This window comes from Sandarakinorhabdus sp., from assembly GCF_040398665.1.
In the GTDB taxonomy this organism is placed as follows: domain Bacteria; phylum Pseudomonadota; class Alphaproteobacteria; order Sphingomonadales; family Sphingomonadaceae; genus Sandarakinorhabdus.
This window is the reverse complement of record NZ_JBBATQ010000007.1, coordinates 53299-72985: the sequence shown is the minus strand read 5'-3', so window position 1 is coordinate 72985 and position 19687 is coordinate 53299. Positions and strand designations below refer to the sequence as shown.

The window sequence follows — 19687 nt, the reverse complement described above, 5'->3', positions numbered from 1 at the left end:
TTTGCCGGTGTAGGACAGGTGTGGTGCAGCACCGGCGCGGCTTTGACATTGTACAATCTTTGGTGCATTAAGCGCCCATGATCGCCATGAGCTTTTCCGAGACGCGGGCCAATTTCAAGGCGGTGTGTGACCGTGTGGTCGATGATCACGCCCCGGTGATCGTGACCCGCCAGCGCGGCGAGGCGGTGGTGCTGGTCTCCCAGAGTGATTGGGATAGCATGCAGGAAACCCTGTATCTGCTGCGCTCGCCCGCCAATGCCAAGCGACTGCTGGAATCCATCGCCGAGCTTGAGGCCGGCGGCGGCGAGGAGCATGCGCTGATCGATCCGGCGTGAAAATCACCTTCTCCTCGCGCGCGTGGGGCGACTATCTCTGGTGGCAGGGCGAAGAGCACGGCCTCGCCAAGCTCAACGCCCTGATCAGCGAATGCAGCCGCAGCCCCTTCAAGGGAATCGGCAAACCCGAGCCGCTCGGCGGCAATCTCTCCGGCTGGTGGTCCCGCCGCATCACGCAGGAACATCGGCTGGTCTATCGCGTCAGCGGCAGCGGGGCGGCGCAGGCGCTGGAGATTGCGCAATGTCGTTATCATTATTGAACGAAGCCCGCGCCACGCTGGCGCGGATCGATGCTGGTGAAGGTACGATGCCGGGCGAAGTGCTGGGCGCAATTCCTGATGACGGCCTGCACCCCATCGCCGCCTGGCGCCGCTATCGTGGACTGTCCCAGGCCGAACTGGCCCGCCGCACCGGGCTGAGTCAGGTGTGGCTGAGCCGGATCGAGAACGGCGGCGGGACGGGTTCGGCTGCGACTTGGCACAAGCTGGCGGCGGCGTTGGATGCGCCGGTGTGGGCGTTGGAGGGCGGGGATTGAGTATGGTGTCCCCGGAACTGCCATGCGGCGGCGGTTGCCTGCGGATCGGTGTCGATGATGCATGCGACCTTACCGGCGGCGCTCGCAGCGTTGGCCAGGTGAACGGCCAACGTTGTTTTGCCCGAACCGCCCTTTTGGCTCACGATTGCGATGGTGATCATTGGCCGCTTGCCGACTGACGGCGCAGCTGGTCTGGCAGCATTGAGTCGGGGACAACCGTCCCACGCTCCGTTTTCAGTTTCCGATCCGGAAAGAGGCTTGAGCAATATTCGTATGCGGCACTAACGCCAGGGCCTTCAGGCTTACCGTTGATCTCTCGAACCGAGCATTCCTCGAAAGAGGAATACCCGCGCAACTCCGGCAGAACCAAACCGCCGAACGCTGCCCCTACAACGAACCCGGCGCCGACCAGGGCCCACGCATTGCTGTTTGAGCTTTCCATCACATGCCCCCATGATCGCGTGTTAACACGATAACGTGATGGTTTGATAATAGCCGGCGATGGTGTATCTGTCACCAGTGTTAGGAATGGATAAACGAGCGTTGCTCCATTCCACGAATTCCGGGAACACTATACTCAATTGCGCTAATCAAGCCGCCTTGTCCGGCTCCAGCACAATCCGCAGCTTCGTTCCCGTCGCCTCCGCAAGTTTGCGCAGCGTGCGTGTCGAGGGCATTGTGCGGCCGCTTTCCAGGCGGGCGATGGCGCTTTGGCTGGTGCCCATGCGGATCGCGAGTTCTTCCTGGGTGAGGTTGGCGCTGTTGCGGGCGCCGATCAGCGCATTGGCGAGCGCGAATTCATCTTCGAGCGCGTCATAGGCGGCGACATATTCCGGGTCCTTGCGCCATTCGGCGAAGGATTCCTCCACGGGGATGAACGTGCGTGCCATCACAGCTCCTTTGCCCGGTTGAGGGCGATATCGATTTCGCGGCGTGGTGCCTTTTCGGTCTTCTTGATGAAGGTGCGCAGCACGACCACCCGCCGTCCGCTTGCCGTCACATAAAGTGACCGCGCAATGCCATCACTGCCTTTCAACCGCATTTCCCAAAGCTTGCCGTCCAGATGTTTGACATAGGGTTCCCGCATCCGCTCAAGACCGTTGTCACGGATCATGCCGGTGATCCGTTCAAAGCTGGCGCGCAAATCCCTCGGCAAAGCATCGACCTCTGCCTTGGCCGTGGCACTGACATATTCAACCAACCACATTGGTCAATATACCATTTTCGATATAATCGGCAAGCGGCGGATCACTCCGCCGCTGGCAGATAAATCTCCCCGCCCTTGGCGCGGAACTCGGCGCTTTTTTCCGCCATGCCGGCTTCCAGCATCGCGTCGGTGTTCTGCTTCGCCGCGTAATCGCGCACGTCCTGCGTGATTTTCATCGAGCAGAATTTCGGCCCGCACATCGAGCAGAAATGCGCCACTTTCGCGCCTTCCGCCGGCAGGGTTTCGTCGTGATATTTCAGCGCGGTTTCGGGATCGAGCGACAGGTTGAACTGGTCGCGCCAGCGGAAATCGAACCTCGCGCGGCTCAGCGCGTCGTCACGCAGTTGCGCGGCGGGGTGGCCTTTGGCCAAGTCAGCGGCGTGGGCGGCGAGTTTGTAGGTGATGACGCCGACCTTCACATCGTCACGGTCCGGCAGGCCGAGATGTTCCTTGGGCGTGACGTAGCAGAGCATGGCGCAGCCGAACCAGCCGATCATCGCGGCGCCGATGCCGCTGGTGATATGGTCGTATCCGGGCGCGATATCGGTGGTCAGCGGCCCGAGTGTGTAGAACGGGGCTTCGCCGCAGGTTTCGAGCTGCTTGGTCATGTTGACCTTGATCTTGTGCATCGGCACGTGGCCGGGGCCTTCGATCATCACCTGGCAGTCGTGCTTCCAGGCGATCTGGGTGAGTTCGCCCAGGGTTTCGAGTTCGGCGAATTGCGCGCGATCATTGGCGTCGGCGATGGAGCCGGGGCGCAGGCCGTCGCCGAGGCTGAACGACACGTCATAGGCGCGCATGATCTCGCAGATTTCCTCGAAGTGCGTGTAGAGGAAATTTTCCTTGTGGTGGCTGAGGCACCATTTGGCGAGGATCGAGCCGCCGCGGCTGACGATGCCGGTGACGCGGTTGGCGGTCATCGGCACATAGGCCAGGCGCACGCCGGCGTGGATGGTGAAATAATCGACGCCCTGTTCGGCCTGCTCGATCAGCGTGTCGCGGTACACTTCCCAATTCAGGTCCTCGGCGATGCCGCCAACCTTTTCCAGCGCCTGATAGATGGGGACGGTGCCGATGGGGACGGGGCTGTTGCGCAGGATCCATTCGCGGGTGTTGTGGATGTTGCGGCCCGTTGACAGGTCCATGACATTGTCCGCGCCCCAGCGGGTGGCCCACACCATCTTTTCGACTTCCTCGGCGATGGAGGAGGCGACGGCCGAGTTGCCGATATTGGCGTTGATCTTCACCAGGAAATTGCGGCCGATGGCCATCGGCTCGGCTTCGGGGTGGTTGATGTTGCTGGGGATGATGGCGCGGCCGCGGGCGATTTCGCTGCGCACGAATTCCGGCGTGACATAATCGGGGATTTCGGCGCCGAAATCCTCACCGTCGCGGATCAGGCCTTCGCGCTGGGCGCGGCCGATGTTTTCGCGGATGGCGACATATTCCATTTCCGGCGTGATGATGCCGCGGCGGGCATAGGCGATCTGGGTGACGGCGGCGCTCGCCCCCGAACCAAAATTCTTCGCGCGCCAGGGCATCTTGTTGACGTGCGGGAATTCGGGCGTGTCCGGCTGTTTCTTGCCGCCGAAAATGCCATTGTCCTCCGGCTTCACCTCGCGGCCGGGATAGCGTTCGCAATCGCCGCGCGCTTCGATCCAGGCGGTGCGCAAGGGCGGCAGGCCGGCGGCGATGTCGATGGTGGCGGATGTGTCGGTGTAGGGGCCGGACGTGTCATAGATGCGCACCGGCGGTTCGTTGGCGGATGGTTCCAGCACCACTTCACGCATGGCGACGCGGATATCGGGGAACAGCGTGCCGGCCACGTGGATCTTGCGGCTGCCGGGCAGCGGCCCCGTGGTGACAGGCACTTCCAGCTTGCTGTTGATATCGGCCATGCGCTTTTCCTTCATCCGCAATTCGGACGGGATGGCGCGGGCAGGGGCCAGTTCGCCCCGCACGTCCCTCCCTCCGCCGGTGTCAACCGGATCAGGTTCAGCGGGTCAGGGCGCAAACGCCCACTCTCAGCCAGTCGCGCTGGCTCCCCGGGGAATGGCTGGACGTTATGCCTGCCCTGCCCAATTGGCAAGGCCGCGATCGGTGCCGCAGAGCTTGTCCCAGAAGCGGAAATACAGGCCATAGTTGCAGGTGTAGTGGCGGTGATGGGCTTCATGGTGGCTCGCCGAGATCATGTGGCGGCCGAACCAGCCGTTCACCCAGGATTTCGGGAATATTTCCCAGCCCATGTGGTTGGTGACACCCATGATGGTGGCGATCAGCATCACCACGCCCAGCGCGCCGATATGGATGGGGATGATGAACAACAGCGCCGGGATCAGGATGGCGCCGGACATCGCCTCCCACGGGTGAAAGCTCATTGCGGCCCAGGCCGTCGGTGGCCGGCTGGCGTGGTGGACGGCGTGCGCAGCCTTGAACAGCTTGGGCTGGTGCATCCAGCGGTGGGTCCAGTAAAACCAGCTGTCGTGGGCGAACAGATAGACGAGGATGGACAGCGGCAGCCACGCAGCTTGCAGCGGGCTGCCGATGCTGGTCATCAACTGAGTCCAGCCCAGCGAGCGCCAGGCTTCGATGGCGAGGCCGGCCGGGACGGCATAGATGGCCGCGGAGATCAGCGACCAGCGCACTTCATTGCGCACCTGGGCGCCGCGCCGCGCCGGATCGGCCGGGCCGGCGACCACGCCGCGCGCGCGGGTCAGCCAGGCAAAGCCGCCCGACACGGCCAGATAGCGCACGGCAATGATCAGGGTCATTGAGACGATGGCGAAGAGGAAGGTGGCAATCACGCGACGCGGTGTAGCGCCCTCGGCGGAGAGCGCCAAGCGGCAGTGCGTCGCGCCCCGCGCGTTACAGGTTCACGACACCGAAGCTGCGCAACAGCCACAGCACGACGGCAATGATCACCACCACGTTGATGATGGTCTTGATGGTGCCGTCCATGGGCAGCTTGTTGTTGACCAGCCAGAGCAGGACGCCAACGACGATCAGGGTGATAATTGTGGAGATCAGCATGTTTTGGTCCCTGCCCCGAAAAGGAGTGCAGACCGAAAACGCCCGGTGCGCCAGTTGGTTCCGGGGCCTGTCGCCGAAGCGCGATGATCGAAATGCGGATGGAAGCGGCCAGACCGGTGGTGGAGCAGAGGGGGATCGAACCCCTGACCTCAGCAGTGCGATTGCTGCGCTCTCCCATCTGAGCTACTGCCCCGCACCGGTTCATGGCGTCCCGCTGCGCGGGAGGCGGTCCGTATAGCGCGTGGTGCGGGCTTTGCAACAGGCGCGTTCAGCCCCGGATTTCAGGCAAAGCCTTCGGCCAGAAACCGCTCTGCCAGGGCGGCATGCAGCGCCGCGCCGCGGGCCATGGCGCTTTCATCCAGATGCATGTGGCTGCTGTGCAGGCCGCAACAGCCGCGCCAGTCACTGCCCTGTTCGGCAACCCCCAGGAAGAACATGGCACCGGGGGTTTTTTCAAGCACATAGGCGAAATCTTCGGCGCCCATGATCGGGTGGGCCAGCGTAGCCCAAGCTTCTGCGCCGAACAGATCGGTGGTGACACGCTGGCCAAGCGCGACGGCGTGGCCATCGCAGACGGTGACCGGAAAGCCGGAGACGATTTCCACGGTGGCGCTGGCGCCGTGGGCCGCGGCAATGCCTTGCACCAGTGGCGGCACGCCGCTGTGCAGCGCGTGGCGCGTGGCGGCGGACAATGTGCGCATCGTGCCAAACATCTGGGCGGTTTCGGGAATGACATTGTCGGTGGAGCCGGCGCTGATCTGGCCGATGGTGATCACGGCGGGATCGAACACGCTGATGCGGCGGGTGACGAAGGTTTGCAGCGCCAGCGCGATTTCGCAGGCAATCGGCACCGGATCGATGGCATCGTGCGGCATGGAGGCGTGGCCGCCGCGCCCGGTGATGATGATGCGCAATTTGTCGCTGCTGGCCAGCAACGCGCCGGTGCGCCCCGCCACCACGCCCCAAGGCGCATTGGGCATGATGTGCAGCGCAAAGGCCGCATCGGGAAGGGGCGCAATCAGGCCATCGTCCAGCATGTAACGCGCGCCGTGATGGCCTTCCTCGCCGGGCTGGAACATGAACATCACCGTGCCGGCCAGCGTGTCGCGCCGCTCGCACAGCATGCGCGCCGCGCCGGCCAGCATCGCCACATGCGCATCATGGCCGCAGGCGTGCATGGCGCCGGGGATGGCGCTGGCGAAATCCAGGCCGGTTTCTTCCGGCATCGGCAGCGCATCGGTATCGCCGCGCAGCAGCACGGTGCGGCCATTGGCGGGACCGCGCAGGGTGGCGATGATACCGCTGGTCGATGGCCCGGAGCGGATCTCCAGGGGCAGTCCCTTGAGCGCATCCATGATTTTCTCGGCGGTGCGCGGATTGTGCAGGCCGAGTTCCGGTTCGGCATGCACGGCGCGGCGCAGCGCGACCATGGCGGGCAGGGCGGTATGGGCGAGAGCGGGCCAATCTATGGTCATGGCGGCCAAGGTAGCGCCTTCCCTTGGGCGCCGCCAGCCGCTACGCCCGCACCATGCAGCATGATGCGATCATCCTGGGCGCTGGTGGCGCGGGGCTTTTCTGTGCGGCCACCGCCGGGCAGGCCGGCGCGCGGGTGGTGGTGATCGATCACAATGTCGAGCCGGGCAAGAAGATCCTGATATCGGGCGGCGGGCGCTGCAACTTCACCAATATCGGCGCCGCGCCGGATCGATACTTGAGCGAAAACCGGCATTTCGCGCGATCGGCGCTGTCGCGCTATACGCCGGCGGACTTTGTCGATCTGGTGCGCAAACATGGCATCGCTTTCCATGAAAAGACGCTGGGGCAATTGTTCTGCGATGGATCGGCGCGGCAGATCGTGGCGCTGCTGATGGATGAATGCGCCGCCGGCCGGGTGGATTTCGCCTTTGGCCAGGCGATCAGCGATGTGGCCCACGCCGATGGGCAGTTCACCGTCATCACCAGTGAAGGCCGCTTCACCGCGCCCCATCTGGTGATCGCCACCGGTGGCCCGGCCATCCCCAAGCTGGGCGCGACCGGCTTTGCCTACAGCCTCGGCAAGCAATTCGGCCTGCGCATCATTCCGCCGCGCCCGGCGCTGGTGCCGTTCACGCTGCCGGGGGGTGAAAGCCTGTTCCGCGAGCTTGCCGGCGTGGCGGCGACCGTGGTGGCGAAAGCCGGCAAGACTGCCTTCCGCGAGGCGGCGTTGTTCACCCATCGCGGCCTGTCCGGCCCGGCGATGTTGCAGGCGTCGAGTTACTGGCGGCATGGCGAAGCGATTTCGGTGGATTTCCTGCCCGATGCGCCGGCCGACTGGCTGGGCACGATGAAGCGCCAGCGGCCCAAGGCGGGGCTGAAATCCATTCTTGCAAGTAGCCTGCCGGAACGTCTTGCCGAAGCCCTTGCAGACGCCGTGGCGCTGCCGGGGGAGATGGCAAACCAGAAGGACGCCGCACTCACCGCCGCCATGCAGCGGTTGAAGGCCTGGGCGTTCCGCCCCGATGGCACCGAAGGCTTTGCCAAGGCCGAAGTGACGGCGGGCGGCATCGACACCGCCGGGTTGTCGTCGCGCACGATGATGGCCAGTCACATTGAGGGGCTTTACGCCATCGGTGAAGCGGTGGACGTCACCGGTTGGCTGGGCGGCTATAATTTTCAATGGGCCTGGGCCAGCGGCCATGCGGCGGGCGTGGCGATTGCGGAGAGGGCGGGGACATGATGACATTCGATGAAGTGGTGCTGGGCCGGCGCAGCACGCGTGGGTTCAAACCCGATCCGGTGCCGCGCGCGCTGATCGAGGAGATCTTGACGCTGGCGATGCGCGCGCCATCCTCGATGAACACCCAGCCGTGGAATTTCACCGTGGTGACCGGCGAACCGCTGGATCGCATTCGCGCCGGCAATACGGAGCGCAACATGGCCGGCATCCCCCACAGCCGCGAATTCCGCACCGGCACGGCATTCGAAGGCGTCCACCGCGAGCGCCAGATCGGCGTCGCCAAGCAATTGTTCAGTGCCATGGGCATTGCCCGCGATGATGCGCCGGCGCGGATGGATTGGGTGCTGCGCGGCTTCCGCCAGTTCGATGCGCCGGTCTGCGTGATCATCACCTATGATCGCGTGCTCAATGGCAGTGATGACACGCCGTTCGATTGCGGCGCGGTTTCGACCGCCCTCGTCAACGCCGCCTGGTCACGCGGCCTGGGCGCGGTGATCAACAGCCAGGGCATCATGCAATCCCCCGTGGTGCGCGAACATGCCGGCATCGCCGACGATCAGGTGATCATGAAGGCGATTGCCATCGGTTGGCCGGACGAGGATTTTCCGGCGAACGCGGTGGTTTCGGAGCGCAAGAGCGTCGATGAGGCGGCGCGGTTCGTGGGATTTTGAGGAAGAAAGCAGGAAAGCCAAGCCCCGTGTCGAGCACGGGGTGACGGTCACTTTACTCGTCACCCCGTGCTCGACACGGGGCTTGGCTATCTACTTGTCAGACTCCGTTCGCCTTGAAATGCGCCAGCAACTTCGCCCATGCATCCGTGCCGGCCTCGGCATTGTAGCTCGGGCGATAGTCCGCCAGAAAACCGTGATCGGCGTTGGGATAGAGGATGATGTCGCTCTTCGTGCCCTTCAGCGCGGCCTGCATTTCCGCCACGTCCGCCACAGGGATGCCCTTGTCGAGCGCACCATAGAGGCCCAGCACCGGCGCCTTCAACTCGCCAGCGATTTCCAGCGGCCATTTGCGGTTTTCCGCGCCCGGCGCGCCCTTGATGCGGCCGTACCAGGCGCCGCCGGCCTTCAGTTGCGGGAAGCGTGCGGCCGCCATCCAGGTGACGGCGCCGCCCCAGCAGAAGCCGGTGATGGCGAATTTCTTGGCATCGACGAAGCTTTGCGCCGCCGCCCAATCCAGCGTCGTCTTCACGTCGCCCATCACCTGTTCATTGCCGGCCTTGTTGACGATGGCGAGGATCGCCGGGAATTCCTTCAACGTGCCCAGCGTCTTGTCGGGATCGCCGCGGAAGAAGAATTCCGGCGCGATGGCGACATAGCCGGCCCTGGCAAAGCGCCGCGCCACATCCTTGATCCATTCGTGCACGCCGAACACTTCGTTCACCACGATCACGGTCTTGTGCCGGCCCTTGCCAGCAGGCCGCGCCACGAACGCCGGCAGGCCGCCGGGCAGGGTTTCCCAGCCCGTCACCAGGCCATCGGCGGGCGTGGAAATCGGCTGCGCGTTGGCGCCGATATCGAAGGCGGCATAGCCGGCCGCGAGCAGCATGGCGCGGCGCGACAAGGCCAGATCTTCAGGCGCGAAACTGTCGGGGCGGGTGAGCGTGACCATGCGGCGTGTCCCTGGCTGCGTTGATGTCGCCAAGGATAGAGGCTTGCCATTTGCTTGCCAGTGGCGAAATCAACATTACAAGGATGCAATGTTTTCCTGCGTCCCGGAGTCGCTGCATGTCGATCTACGCCCTCTCGCTTTTGCTTGCAGCGGCCGTGCCGGCCTCCCAGCCGGCGACGCCAGCCGAAACCGCCCGCATCGCCGAGCACCGCGGCTGGATCGACGATCACGCCCGCTGGAATGCGCAGCACATGGCGGCGGCGCGCCGGCTGGAAGCGGTGGTGGCGGCCTTGCGCCGGCACGATACAAGCTTTGATCGCCACGGCAGCGAATTGCGCGATCACCAGCGCGGTGCCGAGGGCGATATCTCGCCCGCTGTTGCCGCCCGCCATGCCAGGCTGCGCGCCGCCCATGCCGAAGCCGCGCGCAGCCACAAGCGCCTGATGGACGAGGTTGCCGATCTTGAACGCACCATCACGGCCAATCTTGCCGCCGATCGATTTGCGCCGCGTTGAGCGGTCTGGCCACGGCGCAGCCTGCCCGGTAAGGAAGGCGGATGGGGGACGCCGTCACACAAATTCCGAAGCCGATCTGGCGCCAGCTTTATGCGCAGGTTCTGGCCGCCATCGTGGTGGGCGGCCTGATCGGCTGGCAAGCACCTGATGCGGGTGTCGCGCTCAAGCCATTGGGCGATGGCTTCATCAAGCTGGTCAAGCTGGTCGTCGCGCCGCTGGTGTTTGTCACCATCGTCACCGGCATTGCCCACATGCGCGACATGGGGCGGGTCGGGCGCGTGGCTGGCAAGGCCTTTGCCTATTTCCTCGCGGTATCCACGCTGGCGCTGATCATCGGGCTGATCGTCGCCAATGTCGTGCGGCCGGGCGATGGCCTGGATGTCGACGTGGCCGCGCTCGATTCGGGCGCGGTGGCGACCTACGTGGCCAAGGCCGGGGAGGGCGGTCTGGTCCCGTTCCTGCTGGACATAATCCCTTCCTCGATCCTGTCGCCCTTTTCGGAAGGCAATATGCTGCAGGTGCTGTTCCTGGCGATCAGCCTGGGCACGGCGCTGGCCATCGTCGGCGCGCCCGCGCAGCCGTTGATGAGCGTCCTGGCGGCGTTCCAGACCGGCCTGTTCCGCCTGACCGCGCTGTTCATGGCGCTGGCGCCGATCGGTGCGTTCGGCGCCTTTGCCTTCACCATCGGCAAGTTCGGGCTGGGGGCGATTGCCAATCTGGCGCTGCTGATCGCCTGTTTCTATGGCACGGCGATCCTGTTCGTGTGTCTCGTGCTGGGCGCGATTGCGCGCGCCGCGGGCTTCTCGATCTTCACGCTGCTGGCGTATCTCAAGACCGAATTGCTGCTGGTGCTCGGCACCTCCAGTTCCGAAAGCGCGCTGCCCGGCCTGATGGCACGGATGGAGCGTGCCGGCTGCCCCAAGGCCGTGGTCGGCCTGGTGGTGCCCACCGGGTATAGTTTCAACCTGGATGGCACCAACATCTACATGACGCTGGCGGCACTGTTCATCGCGCAGGCCTGCGGGATCGACCTGGCGCTGTCCGAACAATTGGCGCTGCTGGCCGTTGCCATGATCTCGTCCAAGGGCGCGGCCGGCGTCACCGGCGCGGGCTTCATCACGCTGGCCGCCACGCTGTCCGTGGTGCCGTCGGTGCCGGTGGCGGGCATGGCGCTGATCCTGGGCATCGATCGCTTCATGTCGGAATGCCGGGCGCTCACCAACTTCATCGGCAATGCCGTGGCCTGCGTGGTGGTGGCGCGCTGGGAAGGCGGCATCGATGAAGCGCAGTTCGCCGCCGTGTTCCGCGACCGCAACTTCGGCGATGCCCTTCCGCCGCTGGTGGCGGAGCAGGATGTGGATTGATGCCCGGCGCGAGCGTGATGATCGCCACGCCGATGTATGGCGGCCTGTGCTCGGCGCCCTATGTGCACGGCCTGTTGCAGACGGTGGCCAGCATGCACGGGCGCGGCATTCCACTCTATTGGCACCAGCTTTCCAACGAAAGCCTGATCACCCGGGCGCGAAACGAGCTGGTGCGGCTGTTCCTGGCCAGTGATTACAGCCATTTGATGTTCATCGATGCCGATATGGTGTTCGATGGCGAGGCGGTACCGACGCTGCTGGCCGCCGGCGTGGATATCGTGTGCGGCATCGCGCCGAAGAAGGAAATCGATTGGCCGCGCATCGAGCGGGCAGCGGCAGCGGGCGAGGCAGGCTTGCAGGATTTCGGCGGCAGCTTCGTGTTCAATCTGCTGGATGAAGGTGACGCCCGCCCGGATGCGCGCGGCCTGATCGAGGTGCGTCACGGCGGCACCGGTTTCATGCTGATCAACCGCCGCGTGTTCGAGGCGCTCGCGCCGCACGTGCCGCAATATCGCACCTCCACGATCCGCGATGGCGCGACGGGCGACTATCTGCGGCCACTGACGCATGAATTTTTTGCCACCAGCATCGACGAGACGGGGGCGCTGCTTTCAGAGGATTATCATTTCTGTGCGCTGTGGCGGCGGCATGGCGGGCAGGTGCATGCGCAGCCGTTCGTCAAGCTGGGGCATGTGGGCAGCCATTTGTTCAGCGGCGATCTGATCAAGGCGGGCGGGAATATCCGGTAGGGCCGATTGCGCGGGGATTGAGGCGACAAAGCTCCCTAACCCCGCACCCGGATCAGCCCCTCCTGCATCACGCAGGCCACCGGGCGGCCATGGATATCGTGAACGATGGCGCGGTTGATGCCGCGGCCGCTGGCGGCCATCGGCGAATCCTGATCGAACAAGTGCCAATCATTCATGTCGGGCGTCGCGTTGAACCAGATGGCGTGATCCAGGCTGGCCGATTGCAGCGTCGGGTTGGCCCAACTGATGCCGTGCGGGTTGAGGCAGGTATCGAGCAGCGTCATGTCGCTGGCATAGGCGAACAGGCAGCGTTGCAGCACCGGATCGGCGGCGGCCTCGGCGGGCATCGGCGCGGCCAGGCGCACCCAGTGGCGCTGTTGCGGCGGGCGGCGTTCGGGGTTGAAGAAGCCTTCGAGATCGCCCTGGTCTTCGCTGCGCACATCCAGTGGCCGATCCCGGTTCAACCACAGGGTCTTCCACGGTTCGGGTGCATTGGGCGCGTTGCGGCGCGCCCATTCCGCACCGCTTTCCAGCGTGTCGGGGTGCGGCACGTCCGATGGCGGCGCGACATCATGTTCCAGGCCCTGTTCCATCACCTGGAAACTGGCCGCCATGTTGAAGATCGGCCGGCCTTTCTGGATGGCGATGATGCGCCGCGTGGTGAAGCCGGCGCCGTCGCGGTCACGCTCCACCTTGTAGACGATGGGCAGGGCCGGATCGCCGGGCCGGATGAAATAGCTGTGCAGGCTGTGGCACAGCCGCCCATCAGGCACCGTGCGGCTGGCCGCCATCAGCGCCTGTGCAACCACCTGGCCGCCATAGACGCGCATCCAGCCTTCGTTGGTGGATTGGCCGCGGAACAGATCGGTTTCGACCTCCTCCAGTTGCAGCAGCGCCAGCAGGCTGGCGACGGCGGTTTCAGGGTTGGGGGTGTGGGGTGCGGCGTTCGTGTCCATGGGTTCCCATAACCCAACTGACGCTGCGGGCAATATGGCGACACAAGCTGCTTGACACCGGGGCGGCCCCCCCATATTGCCGCGCTTCCACAGCGCAAGCGGGTGTAGCTCAGTTGGTTAGAGCGTCGGCCTGTCACGCCGAAGGTCGCGGGTTCGAGCCCCGTCACTCGCGCCACTGGTTTCAGTGGTCTTGCCCGCCGCCGCTGTGGAACGCCCCTTCAGTCCTTGTGCGACGCGTCCCATTTACCCAGTTCATGGGCGATCGAGGCTTCGACAAGCGTTTCCCACAGGGTTTCGGCCAGGCCCGCCGGCAGGCCGGCTGCGGTGGCCGCTGCGCTGGCGTTGGCGATCACCTGGGCCTTGCGGGCTTCGTCGCGCACGGACTCGCGCCTGGCCTTGATGCGGGCGGCCGCGTCCATATAGGTGAAACGGCGGGCGAGCAGCGCAACCAGTTCCAGATCGAGCGCATCCACACCGGCGCGCACATCTTGCATTGTGAGGCACTCGCTGGCGGGCCGCAGGTTCATTTCACCCGCCAGCGGCCGGTGTTCATCCACAGGAACAGCGGCTTCAACGGCGCCACCCAGGCAATGCCGGCGACCAGATAGAAAGCCGCCTGCACCAGTTGCGGCAAGCCCGTGATCTGGTCGGACAGCACCGAGATGATCAGCGCATAGACGGCGATGTAGAGGATCATGCCGAACATGCCGACCGGTTTGCGCCAGCTTGGTTCGGGCGGGATGCGGTGCGGGGCGAGTTGCATGAGCGCCGTTTACCGGCCTTTGCGGCAATCCACCAGCCGCGCCGGTGTCGCGACCATGTCCAGCGGCATGTCCCAGGCGTCGGCCGGCAGGGCCGGCGCAATCTGGCATTCCCAGGCGAGGCCGACCGCGAGCAGCGGCTTGCCGGCGCGGGCGGCATTGGTGCGCAAGAGGCTGAGCGCCCGATCATAATAGCCGCGGCCCTGGCCGAGCCGCACCCCGGCCAGCGTGACCGCCACCAGCGGCACCAGCACCAGATCGGGTTCGACGCGCGGTGCAGTGGCGGCCGGTTCGGGGATGCCCTGGAACCCGGGCTTCATGTCGGCCCAGGCGGCAATGTGGAAGCTGATGTCTGGCCCTATGACGCGCGGGAAGGCGTGCGGGCCCAGCAGCCGCTCGATCCACATCGGGTCGATCTCGTCGCCGACGGCGGCATAGCTGCCGGCCATGGTGATGCCGGGGAGCAGCGGGGCCATGTGGCTGGCCAGCGCGCGCTCCTCGGCCTCGCGCGCCGCCTTGCTCAGGCTGGCGACATGGGCGCGGCGGGCGGAGCGGTAGTGGCGGCGCAGGTCGGTCTTGTTCACGCCGGATGATTCCATTGGAGGGGGTTGGCGGGACCACCATGGGCCGTTGGACTTGAAGATCCTCTGACGCCAGTAACGTCAGGTGGGAGCCAGGTGTGACAGACCAGGGTCCATCCAGTGCCAGCCCCCGATAGGATGATTATCGCCTCAGGGATGCTTGCTTGCGCGTACCGGGCAGTGCCCGCCACCGACCAACATAGGCGCTTGGTGGCCGGTTCTCAAGGGTGATGCTTGTGTCCTTGTGGCACGATGGATGCTGGCCTGCGCCAGCATGACGGGTGATTGCAGGTAAGGAGCCCCATTAACCCCAAGCAACCAGTCATGCTGGCGCAGGCCGTCATACTGGCGCATGCCAGTAATCCACGGCCGTGCGGGTGCCTGCCGTCGAATTTGGGCGCTGCGCTCCGGCAAGGCACGTCAGGCCTGGCTGAGTGCCTCCAACTGCTCCACAATACGCGCCAACCGCGCCAGATCAGGCGCCGGCGTGGCGCCATTGCGCGCATCGGCGAGTTCATCGGCGAGCATCAGCGCCACCATCACCAGCGTCTGCGCTTCCGACATGACCCCCAGCGCCTTGGTCAGCCGCGCCGCGCGCGCCGCCAGTTCCGCGCCCAGCCGTTCGACACGCGGTTCATCGCCGTCGCGTGCCGCGATGCGATACTGGTGACCGCCCACGGTGATGGCCACTTGTGCCATGTGCCTCAGCCCTTCGCCGCCAGCAGAACATCCAGCGCCGCCACCGCGTCGGCCGCTGCCGCCTCGATGCGGGCCAGCCGCGCCTGATCAGCCGCGCGCGCGGCGGTTTCGGCGACGCGGCGTGCCGCGATGGCTGACAGGGCCGTCTCGGCGCGGGCGATCAGTTGCTCCAGCTCGGAAATCGTTGGCGTCCTTCGGTTGATCAATATCTTGAGCGTCATTGATAAGGCGGGGTCTCAGCCGCGGTCAAGCCGCCTGCTTGCCGCAAATCCGCCCTAAGTTTCGCGGAGAGCATGCAAAAACTTGACGTGAGCTTGGCGCATCGGCCAAAGCCCGCGTCGTGTTTGTTGAATCTCTACCGGTGCGCCGTCCTTTTGCTTTGGATCGTGTTGCCGGGCATCAGGAACGGCCGCAATGACCGATCTTTCCCGCGCTGCAAATGCCATCCGGGCGCTGGCCATGGATGCCGTGGAAGCGGCCAATTCCGGCCACCCCGGCATGCCGATGGGCATGGCCGATGTCGCCACGATGTTGTTTGCAAAACATCTGAAATATGATCCGGCCGCGCCGAAATGGCCGGATCGCGATCGCTTCGTGCTGTCGGCCGGCCATGGCTCGATGCTGATCTATGCGCTGCTGTATCTGACCGGTTATGAACGCCCGACGCTGGATGACATCCGCAATTTCCGCCAGTTGCATTCCCCTTGCGCCGGCCACCCCGAAAATACCGAGCTGGAAGGGGTGGAATGCACCACCGGGCCGTTGGGGCAGGGGCTGGCGATGGCGGTGGGCATGGCCATTGCCGAGCGCCACCTGAACGCGGGCTTTGGCGATGCGCTTGTCGATCACCGCACCTGGGTGGTCGCCGGCGACGGTTGCCTGATGGAAGGCATTTCGCAGGAAGCCATCAGCCTGGCCGGGCACCTGAAGTTGGGCCGGCTGAACGTGATCTGGGACGACAATCGCATCAGCATCGATGGCCCGGTCAGTCTGTCGAGCAGCGAGGACATGGCGGCGCGCTTCACCGCGGCCGGCTGGCATGTCGTGGCCTGCGATGGTCATGATTTTGCCGATATCGACCGCGCTCTTTCGGCGGCAGCAGCCGATCCGCGCCCCAGCCTGATCGCGGCGCGCACCACCATCGGCAAGGGCGCGCCCACCAAGGCCGGCACCAGCGGCGTGCACGGCAGCGCGCTGGGCGCCAAGGAAATCGAAGGCGCCAAGGCGGCGCTGGGCTGGACCCATGGCCCGTTCGAGATCCCGGCCGACATCAAGGCGTGGTGGGAAGGCCTGGGCGCCGCCGGTGCGGCCGCGCGCGCCGCCTGGGAAGCCCGGCTGGCGGCCGATGCCCATGGCGCGGCCTTCACCCAGCGCATGGCTGGTGATTTGCCGGCAAGTGCTGTGCTGCACGATTACATGGCCGGCCTTGCCGCCAACCCACCCAAGGTCGCCAGCCGCAAGGCCAGCGAAATGGCGCTGGACGTGCTGGTGCCGGCGCTGCCCGAACTGCTCGGCGGCTCGGCCGATCTGACCGGATCGAACAACACGCGGGCCAAGGGCCAGGCGGTGTTCAGCGCTGCCGATTATGCCGGGCGCTATATCCATTATGGCATCCGCGAATTCGGCATGGCCGCCGCGATGAATGGCATGGCGCTGCATGGCGGCGTGGTCCCGTTCGGCGGCACCTTCCTGGTGTTCAGCGATTACATGCGCAATGCCATCCGGCTGGGTGCGATCCAGCAGGCGCGGGTCGTGCATGTGTTGACCCATGACAGCATCGGCTTGGGCGAAGATGGCCCGACGCACCAGCCGGTGGAACATCTGCTGTCGTTGCGCGCCATTCCCAATCTGGCGGTGTACCGGCCCTGCGACGCCATCGAAACCGCCGAAGCCTGGGCCTGTGCGCTGGCTGACCCGACGCGGCCCAGCGTGCTGGCGCTGTCGCGGCAGAATTTGATGCCGGTGCGCGATGACATCGCCACGAACAAGACGGCGCTGGGCGCCTATCGGTTGAAGACGGCGACGGCACCGCGCGCGGTGGTGCTGATCGCCACCGGATCGGAAGTCGGCGTGGCGATGGACACCGCCGCCCTGCTGGAGGCCGACGGCATCGGTGCGGACGTGGTGTCGATGCCGTGCTGGGAGCGATTTGACGAGGCTGACGCCGATTATCGCGCCGATGTGCTGCCGGCCAACGTATTGAAGGTTTCGGTGGAGGCCGGCGTCACCATGGGCTGGCATCGTTATGTCGGCGATGGCGGCATCACCATCGGGCTGGATCATTTCGGTGCGTCGGCACCGGCCGAGCAACTTTACGCCGAATTCGGCATCACCGCGCCGGCCATCGCCGCGCAGATCAAGAGCAAACTGGCCCGCTGAACCGGGCCGCAAACGCAAGAAGGACGACGCACATGGCGCTGAAAGTGGCAATCAACGGGTTCGGGCGGATCGGTCGCAATGTGCTGCGCGCCATCGTCGAATCGGGCCGCACCGATATCGTCGTGGTGGCGATCAACGATCTGGCCTCGCCCGAAGCCAACGCCCGTCTGCTGGCGCGCGACAGCGTGCACGGCAAGTTTCCCGGCACGGTGAGCGTGGATGGCGATGCCATCGTCGTGAACGGCCAGCGCATCGCCGTCACCGCCGAGCGTGATCCGGCCAAGCTGCCGCACGCTGCCATGGGCGTCGATATCGCGCTGGAATGCACCGGGTTCTTCACCGATGCCGCCAAGGCTGGCGCGCACATCACCGCCGGCGCGAAGAAGGTGCTGATCTCGGCGCCGGGCAAGAATGTCGATCTGACGGTGGTTTATGGCGTCAACCACGACAAGTTGACGGCCGATCACAATATCGTGTCCAACGCATCGTGCACCACCAACTGCCTGGCGCCGGTGGCCATGGTGCTCGATCGCGAATTCGGCATCGTCAAGGGCCTGATGACGACGGTGCACGCCTATACCAACGATCAGAAGATCCTCGACCAGATCCACGACGATCCGCGCCGGGCGCGCGCGGCGGCGCTGTCGATGATTCCCACCACCACGGGCGCGGCGCGCGCGGTGGGCGAAGTGCTGCCGCAGTTGAAGGGCAAGCTGGATGGTTCGGCGATCCGGGTGCCGACGCCGAATGTCTCGGTGGTCGATCTGACCTTCGAAAGCGCGCGCGCCACCACGAAGGACGAAGTCAATGCCGCGCTGGCCGCTGCTGCGGCCGGCGAACTGAAGGGCGTGCTGGATTTTGCCGTTGAACCCCTGGTGTCGATCGATTTCAACCACAGCCCGGCGTCTTCGACCGTGGATAGCCTGGAAACCGCGGTGATCGGCGGCAATCTGGTGCGGGTGCTCAGCTGGTATGACAATGAATGGGGCTTCTCCAACCGCATGGCCGATACCGCCGTGGCGATGGGCAAGTTCCTCTGAGCCATGGCTGGTTTTCGCTCCATCGATGACATGCCGGCGCTGGCCGGCAAGCGCGTGCTGGTGCGCGTCGATCTGAACGTGCCGATGGCGGATGGTGTGGTTGGCGATGCCACCCGGTTGCGCGCGGCGGTCCCGACGATCGCGGCGCTCGCCGATGCCGGCGCGAAGGTGCTGGTGCTGTCGCACTTCGGCCGGCCGAAGGGGCGGGATGGCAAGAACAGCCTGCGCCCGGTGGCAGCGGCGCTGGCCGGTGCGCTCGGCCGGCCGGTCGCATTGATCGATGATTGCGTTGGCGATGTGGCGGCGGCCGGCGTGGCGGCAATGGCGGACGGCGACGTTGCCGTGCTGGAGAACACCCGCTTTCACGCCGGCGAGGAAGCCAATGATCCGGCGTTCGTGGCTGCGCTGGCGGCGCTCGGTGACTATTATGTCAACGACGCGTTTTCGGCCGCCCACCGCGCCCATGCCAGCACCGAAGGCCTGGCGCGCGCGCTGCCGGCGTTTGCCGGTCGCACGATGGAGGCCGAACTCAAGGCGCTGACCGCGGCGTTGGGTGCACCCAAGCGCCCGGTGGCGGCGGTGGTCGGCGGTGCGAAAGTCTCCAGCAAGATCGACGTGCTGCTCAATCTGGTTGGCAAGGTCGATCATCTGATGATCGGCGGCGGCATGGCCAACACGTTCCTGGCGGCGCGCGGGCTGGATGTCGGCAAATCGCTGTGCGAGCATGATCTGAAGGCGACGGCGCTTGATATCATGGCGCGGGCCGAGGCATCGGGGTGCACCATCCATCTGCCCTATGATGTTGTGGTCGCGCGCGAATTCAAGGCGCATGCCGACCATCGCATCGCCAATATCCACGATATTGCCGCCGATGACATGATCCTCGATATCGGCCCGGCCGCGGTCGAGGCGCTGGGCGATGCGCTGAAGATTTGCGCGACGTGCGTGTGGAATGGCCCGATGGGTGCCTTTGAGATCGCGCCGTTCGATGCCGCGACCGTCGCCCTGGCGCGCACAGCCGCCGCGCTCACCCAGGCCGGCACATTGCTGACCGTGGCCGGCGGCGGTGACACGGTGGCAGCGCTGGCCCATGCCGGTGTGACGCAGGATTTCAGCTTCATTTCGACCGCTGGCGGTGCCTTCCTGGAATGGATGGAAGGCAAGGAGCTTCCGGGCGTCGCGGCGCTTTCAGCTTAACAT

25 protein-coding genes, 2 tRNA genes, 1 pseudogene and 1 riboswitch are annotated in these 19687 nt (G+C 65.3%); of the genes and pseudogenes, 12 read left to right on the top strand and 16 right to left on the bottom strand.

Going from position 1 to position 19687, the window contains the following annotated elements; translation table 11 throughout:
- Positions 1-77 precede the first annotated feature (77 nt).
- The 3 genes from ABWP22_RS10470 to ABWP22_RS10460 are packed head-to-tail and all read left to right on the top strand — an operon-like array spanning position 78 to position 870.
- On the top strand, positions 78-335 hold the full coding sequence (locus ABWP22_RS10470; RefSeq protein WP_353199914.1) for a type II toxin-antitoxin system Phd/YefM family antitoxin: 258 nt from the start codon (positions 78-80) through the stop codon (positions 333-335).
- Positions 332-595, top strand: a complete 264-nt coding sequence (locus ABWP22_RS10465; RefSeq protein ID WP_353199913.1) for a Txe/YoeB family addiction module toxin — start codon at positions 332-334, stop codon at positions 593-595. Before ABWP22_RS10470 ends, ABWP22_RS10465 begins: the two co-directional genes overlap by 4 nt.
- Entirely contained in the window at positions 577-870 is a 294-nt protein-coding gene (locus ABWP22_RS10460; RefSeq protein ID WP_353199912.1) for a helix-turn-helix domain-containing protein, read from the top strand. The genes ABWP22_RS10465 and ABWP22_RS10460 overlap by 19 nt, the downstream gene beginning before the upstream one ends.
- 20 nt (positions 871-890) lie before the next feature.
- Here ABWP22_RS10460 and ABWP22_RS10455 read toward each other — a convergent pair.
- The 9 genes and pseudogenes from ABWP22_RS10455 to ABWP22_RS10415 all read right to left on the bottom strand — a co-directional run.
- A pseudogene (locus ABWP22_RS10455) lies at positions 891-1031 on the bottom strand (ParA family protein); the annotation flags it as partial.
- Complete coding sequence (locus ABWP22_RS10450) at positions 1028-1312, bottom strand: hypothetical protein (RefSeq protein ID WP_353199911.1); 285 nt, start codon at positions 1310-1312, stop codon at positions 1028-1030. The pseudogene ABWP22_RS10455 and the gene ABWP22_RS10450, both read right to left, overlap by 4 nt.
- Before the next feature lie 148 nt (positions 1313-1460).
- Positions 1461-1760 (bottom strand): helix-turn-helix transcriptional regulator, encoded by a 300-nt coding sequence (locus tag ABWP22_RS10445; protein ID WP_353199910.1) that lies wholly within the window; start codon positions 1758-1760, stop codon positions 1461-1463.
- Complete coding sequence (locus ABWP22_RS10440) at positions 1760-2077, bottom strand: type II toxin-antitoxin system RelE/ParE family toxin (RefSeq protein ID WP_353199909.1); 318 nt, start codon at positions 2075-2077, stop codon at positions 1760-1762. Before ABWP22_RS10440 ends, ABWP22_RS10445 begins: the two co-directional genes overlap by 1 nt.
- Positions 2078-2118: 41 nt before the next feature.
- Positions 2119-3975 carry a phosphomethylpyrimidine synthase ThiC gene (gene thiC, locus ABWP22_RS10435; RefSeq protein WP_353200004.1) on the bottom strand — a complete coding sequence of 619 codons (1857 nt, stop codon included), beginning with the start codon at positions 3973-3975 and terminating at the stop codon, positions 2119-2121.
- A 51-nt stretch (positions 3976-4026) separates the two neighbouring features.
- Positions 4027-4135: riboswitch (TPP riboswitch) on the bottom strand.
- Positions 4136-4140: 5 nt separating this feature from the next.
- A complete protein-coding gene (locus ABWP22_RS10430) occupies positions 4141-4881 on the bottom strand; it encodes a sterol desaturase family protein (RefSeq protein ID WP_353199908.1) in 741 nt (246 codons plus the stop codon).
- Positions 4882-4942: 61 nt separating this feature from the next.
- Positions 4943-5107 (bottom strand): Thivi_2564 family membrane protein, encoded by a 165-nt coding sequence (locus ABWP22_RS10425; protein WP_353199907.1) that lies wholly within the window; start codon positions 5105-5107, stop codon positions 4943-4945.
- A gap of 117 nt (positions 5108-5224) precedes the next feature.
- A tRNA-Ala gene (locus ABWP22_RS10420) sits at positions 5225-5300 on the bottom strand.
- An 88-nt stretch (positions 5301-5388) separates the two neighbouring features.
- Entirely contained in the window at positions 5389-6582 is a 1194-nt protein-coding gene (locus ABWP22_RS10415) for a M20 metallopeptidase family protein (RefSeq protein ID WP_353199906.1), read from the bottom strand.
- Between the two features lie 53 nt (positions 6583-6635).
- Between ABWP22_RS10415 and ABWP22_RS10410 the strand changes: the two genes are divergently transcribed.
- Both ABWP22_RS10410 and ABWP22_RS10405 read left to right on the top strand, forming a co-directional pair.
- The gene (locus ABWP22_RS10410; protein WP_353199905.1) at positions 6636-7823 is read left to right on the top strand and encodes a BaiN/RdsA family NAD(P)/FAD-dependent oxidoreductase; all 1188 of its coding nucleotides are present in this window, start codon (positions 6636-6638) and stop codon (positions 7821-7823) included.
- On the top strand, positions 7823-8494 hold the full coding sequence (locus tag ABWP22_RS10405) for a nitroreductase (protein WP_353200003.1): 672 nt from the start codon (positions 7823-7825) through the stop codon (positions 8492-8494). The genes ABWP22_RS10410 and ABWP22_RS10405 overlap by 1 nt, the downstream gene beginning before the upstream one ends.
- 97 nt (positions 8495-8591) lie before the next feature.
- Here ABWP22_RS10405 and ABWP22_RS10400 read toward each other — a convergent pair whose 3' ends face one another.
- Complete coding sequence (locus tag ABWP22_RS10400) at positions 8592-9443, bottom strand: dienelactone hydrolase family protein (RefSeq protein WP_353199904.1); 852 nt, start codon at positions 9441-9443, stop codon at positions 8592-8594.
- Between the two features lie 116 nt (positions 9444-9559).
- On the opposite strand from ABWP22_RS10400, the gene ABWP22_RS10395 reads away from it, so the two are divergent.
- The 3 genes from ABWP22_RS10395 to ABWP22_RS10385 are packed head-to-tail and all read left to right on the top strand — an operon-like array spanning position 9560 to position 12071.
- On the top strand, positions 9560-9958 hold the full coding sequence (locus ABWP22_RS10395) for a hypothetical protein (protein ID WP_353199903.1): 399 nt from the start codon (positions 9560-9562) through the stop codon (positions 9956-9958).
- Positions 9959-9999: 41 nt separating this feature from the next.
- Positions 10000-11322: a C4-dicarboxylate transporter DctA gene (dctA, locus tag ABWP22_RS10390; protein WP_353199902.1), complete on the top strand. Its 1323-nt coding sequence runs from the start codon at positions 10000-10002 to the stop codon at positions 11320-11322.
- Positions 11322-12071 (top strand): glycosyltransferase family protein, encoded by a 750-nt coding sequence (locus ABWP22_RS10385; protein ID WP_353199901.1) that lies wholly within the window; start codon positions 11322-11324, stop codon positions 12069-12071. Before dctA ends, ABWP22_RS10385 begins: the two co-directional genes overlap by 1 nt.
- A 35-nt stretch (positions 12072-12106) precedes the next feature.
- On the opposite strand, the gene ABWP22_RS10380 is transcribed toward ABWP22_RS10385, so the two are convergent.
- On the bottom strand, positions 12107-13027 hold the full coding sequence (locus tag ABWP22_RS10380; RefSeq protein ID WP_353199900.1) for an acyl-CoA thioesterase: 921 nt from the start codon (positions 13025-13027) through the stop codon (positions 12107-12109).
- A 98-nt stretch (positions 13028-13125) separates the two neighbouring features.
- Here ABWP22_RS10380 and ABWP22_RS10375 point away from each other — a divergent pair.
- Positions 13126-13202: transfer RNA gene (locus tag ABWP22_RS10375), tRNA-Asp, on the top strand.
- Positions 13203-13245: 43 nt separating this feature from the next.
- Here the strand turns inward: ABWP22_RS10375 and ABWP22_RS10370 are convergent.
- The 5 genes from ABWP22_RS10370 to ABWP22_RS10350 form a co-directional block, all read right to left on the bottom strand.
- The gene (locus tag ABWP22_RS10370; protein ID WP_353199899.1) at positions 13246-13554 is read right to left on the bottom strand and encodes a chorismate mutase; all 309 of its coding nucleotides are present in this window, start codon (positions 13552-13554) and stop codon (positions 13246-13248) included.
- Entirely contained in the window at positions 13551-13790 is a 240-nt protein-coding gene (locus ABWP22_RS10365) for a DUF2842 domain-containing protein (protein ID WP_353199898.1), read from the bottom strand. The genes ABWP22_RS10370 and ABWP22_RS10365 overlap by 4 nt, the downstream gene beginning before the upstream one ends.
- Positions 13791-13799: 9 nt before the next feature.
- On the bottom strand, positions 13800-14372 hold the full coding sequence (locus ABWP22_RS10360) for a 5-formyltetrahydrofolate cyclo-ligase (RefSeq protein ID WP_353199897.1): 573 nt from the start codon (positions 14370-14372) through the stop codon (positions 13800-13802).
- Between the two features lie 417 nt (positions 14373-14789).
- Positions 14790-15068 (bottom strand): cell division protein ZapA, encoded by a 279-nt coding sequence (locus ABWP22_RS10355; RefSeq protein WP_353199896.1) that lies wholly within the window; start codon positions 15066-15068, stop codon positions 14790-14792.
- 5 nt (positions 15069-15073) lie between these two features.
- On the bottom strand, positions 15074-15289 hold the full coding sequence (locus ABWP22_RS10350; protein ID WP_353199895.1) for a hypothetical protein: 216 nt from the start codon (positions 15287-15289) through the stop codon (positions 15074-15076).
- A 193-nt stretch (positions 15290-15482) separates the two neighbouring features.
- On the opposite strand from ABWP22_RS10350, the gene tkt reads away from it, so the two are divergent.
- The 3 genes from tkt to ABWP22_RS10335 are packed head-to-tail and all read left to right on the top strand — an operon-like array spanning position 15483 to position 19684.
- Positions 15483-17447: a transketolase gene (gene tkt, locus ABWP22_RS10345; protein ID WP_353199894.1), complete on the top strand. Its 1965-nt coding sequence runs from the start codon at positions 15483-15485 to the stop codon at positions 17445-17447.
- A 32-nt stretch (positions 17448-17479) separates the two neighbouring features.
- Positions 17480-18487, top strand: coding sequence for a type I glyceraldehyde-3-phosphate dehydrogenase (gene gap / locus ABWP22_RS10340; RefSeq protein WP_353199893.1), 1008 nt, complete (start codon positions 17480-17482; stop codon positions 18485-18487).
- 3 nt (positions 18488-18490) lie between these two features.
- Positions 18491-19684, top strand: coding sequence for a phosphoglycerate kinase (locus ABWP22_RS10335; protein ID WP_353199892.1), 1194 nt, complete (start codon positions 18491-18493; stop codon positions 19682-19684).
- Positions 19685-19687 lie beyond the last annotated feature (3 nt).

Bases quoted from the DNA above. Each gene is read 5' to 3' on its own strand.
- ABWP22_RS10460 (WP_353199912.1), top strand. From the start codon at position 577: ATGTCGTTATCATTATTGAACGAAGCCCGCGCCACGCTGGCGCGGATC.
- ABWP22_RS10335 (WP_353199892.1), top strand. From the start codon at position 18,491: ATGGCTGGTTTTCGCTCCATCGATGACATGCCGGCGCTGGCCGGCAAG.
- ABWP22_RS10385 (WP_353199901.1), top strand. From the start codon at position 11,322: ATGCCCGGCGCGAGCGTGATGATCGCCACGCCGATGTATGGCGGCCTG.
- ABWP22_RS10405 (WP_353200003.1), top strand. From the start codon at position 7,823: ATGACATTCGATGAAGTGGTGCTGGGCCGGCGCAGCACGCGTGGGTTC.
- ABWP22_RS10400 (WP_353199904.1), bottom strand. From the start codon at position 9,443: ATGGTCACGCTCACCCGCCCCGACAGTTTCGCGCCTGAAGATCTGGCC.
- ABWP22_RS10355 (WP_353199896.1), bottom strand. From the start codon at position 15,068: ATGGCACAAGTGGCCATCACCGTGGGCGGTCACCAGTATCGCATCGCG.
- ABWP22_RS10395 (WP_353199903.1), top strand. From the start codon at position 9,560: ATGTCGATCTACGCCCTCTCGCTTTTGCTTGCAGCGGCCGTGCCGGCC.
- ABWP22_RS10370 (WP_353199899.1), bottom strand. From the start codon at position 13,554: ATGAACCTGCGGCCCGCCAGCGAGTGCCTCACAATGCAAGATGTGCGC.
- ABWP22_RS10410 (WP_353199905.1), top strand. From the start codon at position 6,636: ATGCAGCATGATGCGATCATCCTGGGCGCTGGTGGCGCGGGGCTTTTC.
- dctA (WP_353199902.1), top strand. From the start codon at position 10,000: ATGGGGGACGCCGTCACACAAATTCCGAAGCCGATCTGGCGCCAGCTT.
- ABWP22_RS10425 (WP_353199907.1), bottom strand. From the start codon at position 5,107: ATGCTGATCTCCACAATTATCACCCTGATCGTCGTTGGCGTCCTGCTC.
- ABWP22_RS10365 (WP_353199898.1), bottom strand. From the start codon at position 13,790: ATGCAACTCGCCCCGCACCGCATCCCGCCCGAACCAAGCTGGCGCAAA.
- tkt (WP_353199894.1), top strand. From the start codon at position 15,483: ATGACCGATCTTTCCCGCGCTGCAAATGCCATCCGGGCGCTGGCCATG.
- gap (WP_353199893.1), top strand. From the start codon at position 17,480: ATGGCGCTGAAAGTGGCAATCAACGGGTTCGGGCGGATCGGTCGCAAT.
- ABWP22_RS10450 (WP_353199911.1), bottom strand. From the start codon at position 1,312: ATGGAAAGCTCAAACAGCAATGCGTGGGCCCTGGTCGGCGCCGGGTTC.
- ABWP22_RS10380 (WP_353199900.1), bottom strand. From the start codon at position 13,027: ATGGACACGAACGCCGCACCCCACACCCCCAACCCTGAAACCGCCGTC.
- ABWP22_RS10350 (WP_353199895.1), bottom strand. From the start codon at position 15,289: ATGACGCTCAAGATATTGATCAACCGAAGGACGCCAACGATTTCCGAG.
- ABWP22_RS10445 (WP_353199910.1), bottom strand. From the start codon at position 1,760: ATGGCACGCACGTTCATCCCCGTGGAGGAATCCTTCGCCGAATGGCGC.
- ABWP22_RS10415 (WP_353199906.1), bottom strand. From the start codon at position 6,582: ATGACCATAGATTGGCCCGCTCTCGCCCATACCGCCCTGCCCGCCATG.
- ABWP22_RS10470 (WP_353199914.1), top strand. From the start codon at position 78: ATGATCGCCATGAGCTTTTCCGAGACGCGGGCCAATTTCAAGGCGGTG.
- ABWP22_RS10440 (WP_353199909.1), bottom strand. From the start codon at position 2,077: ATGTGGTTGGTTGAATATGTCAGTGCCACGGCCAAGGCAGAGGTCGAT.
- thiC (WP_353200004.1), bottom strand. From the start codon at position 3,975: ATGGCCGATATCAACAGCAAGCTGGAAGTGCCTGTCACCACGGGGCCG.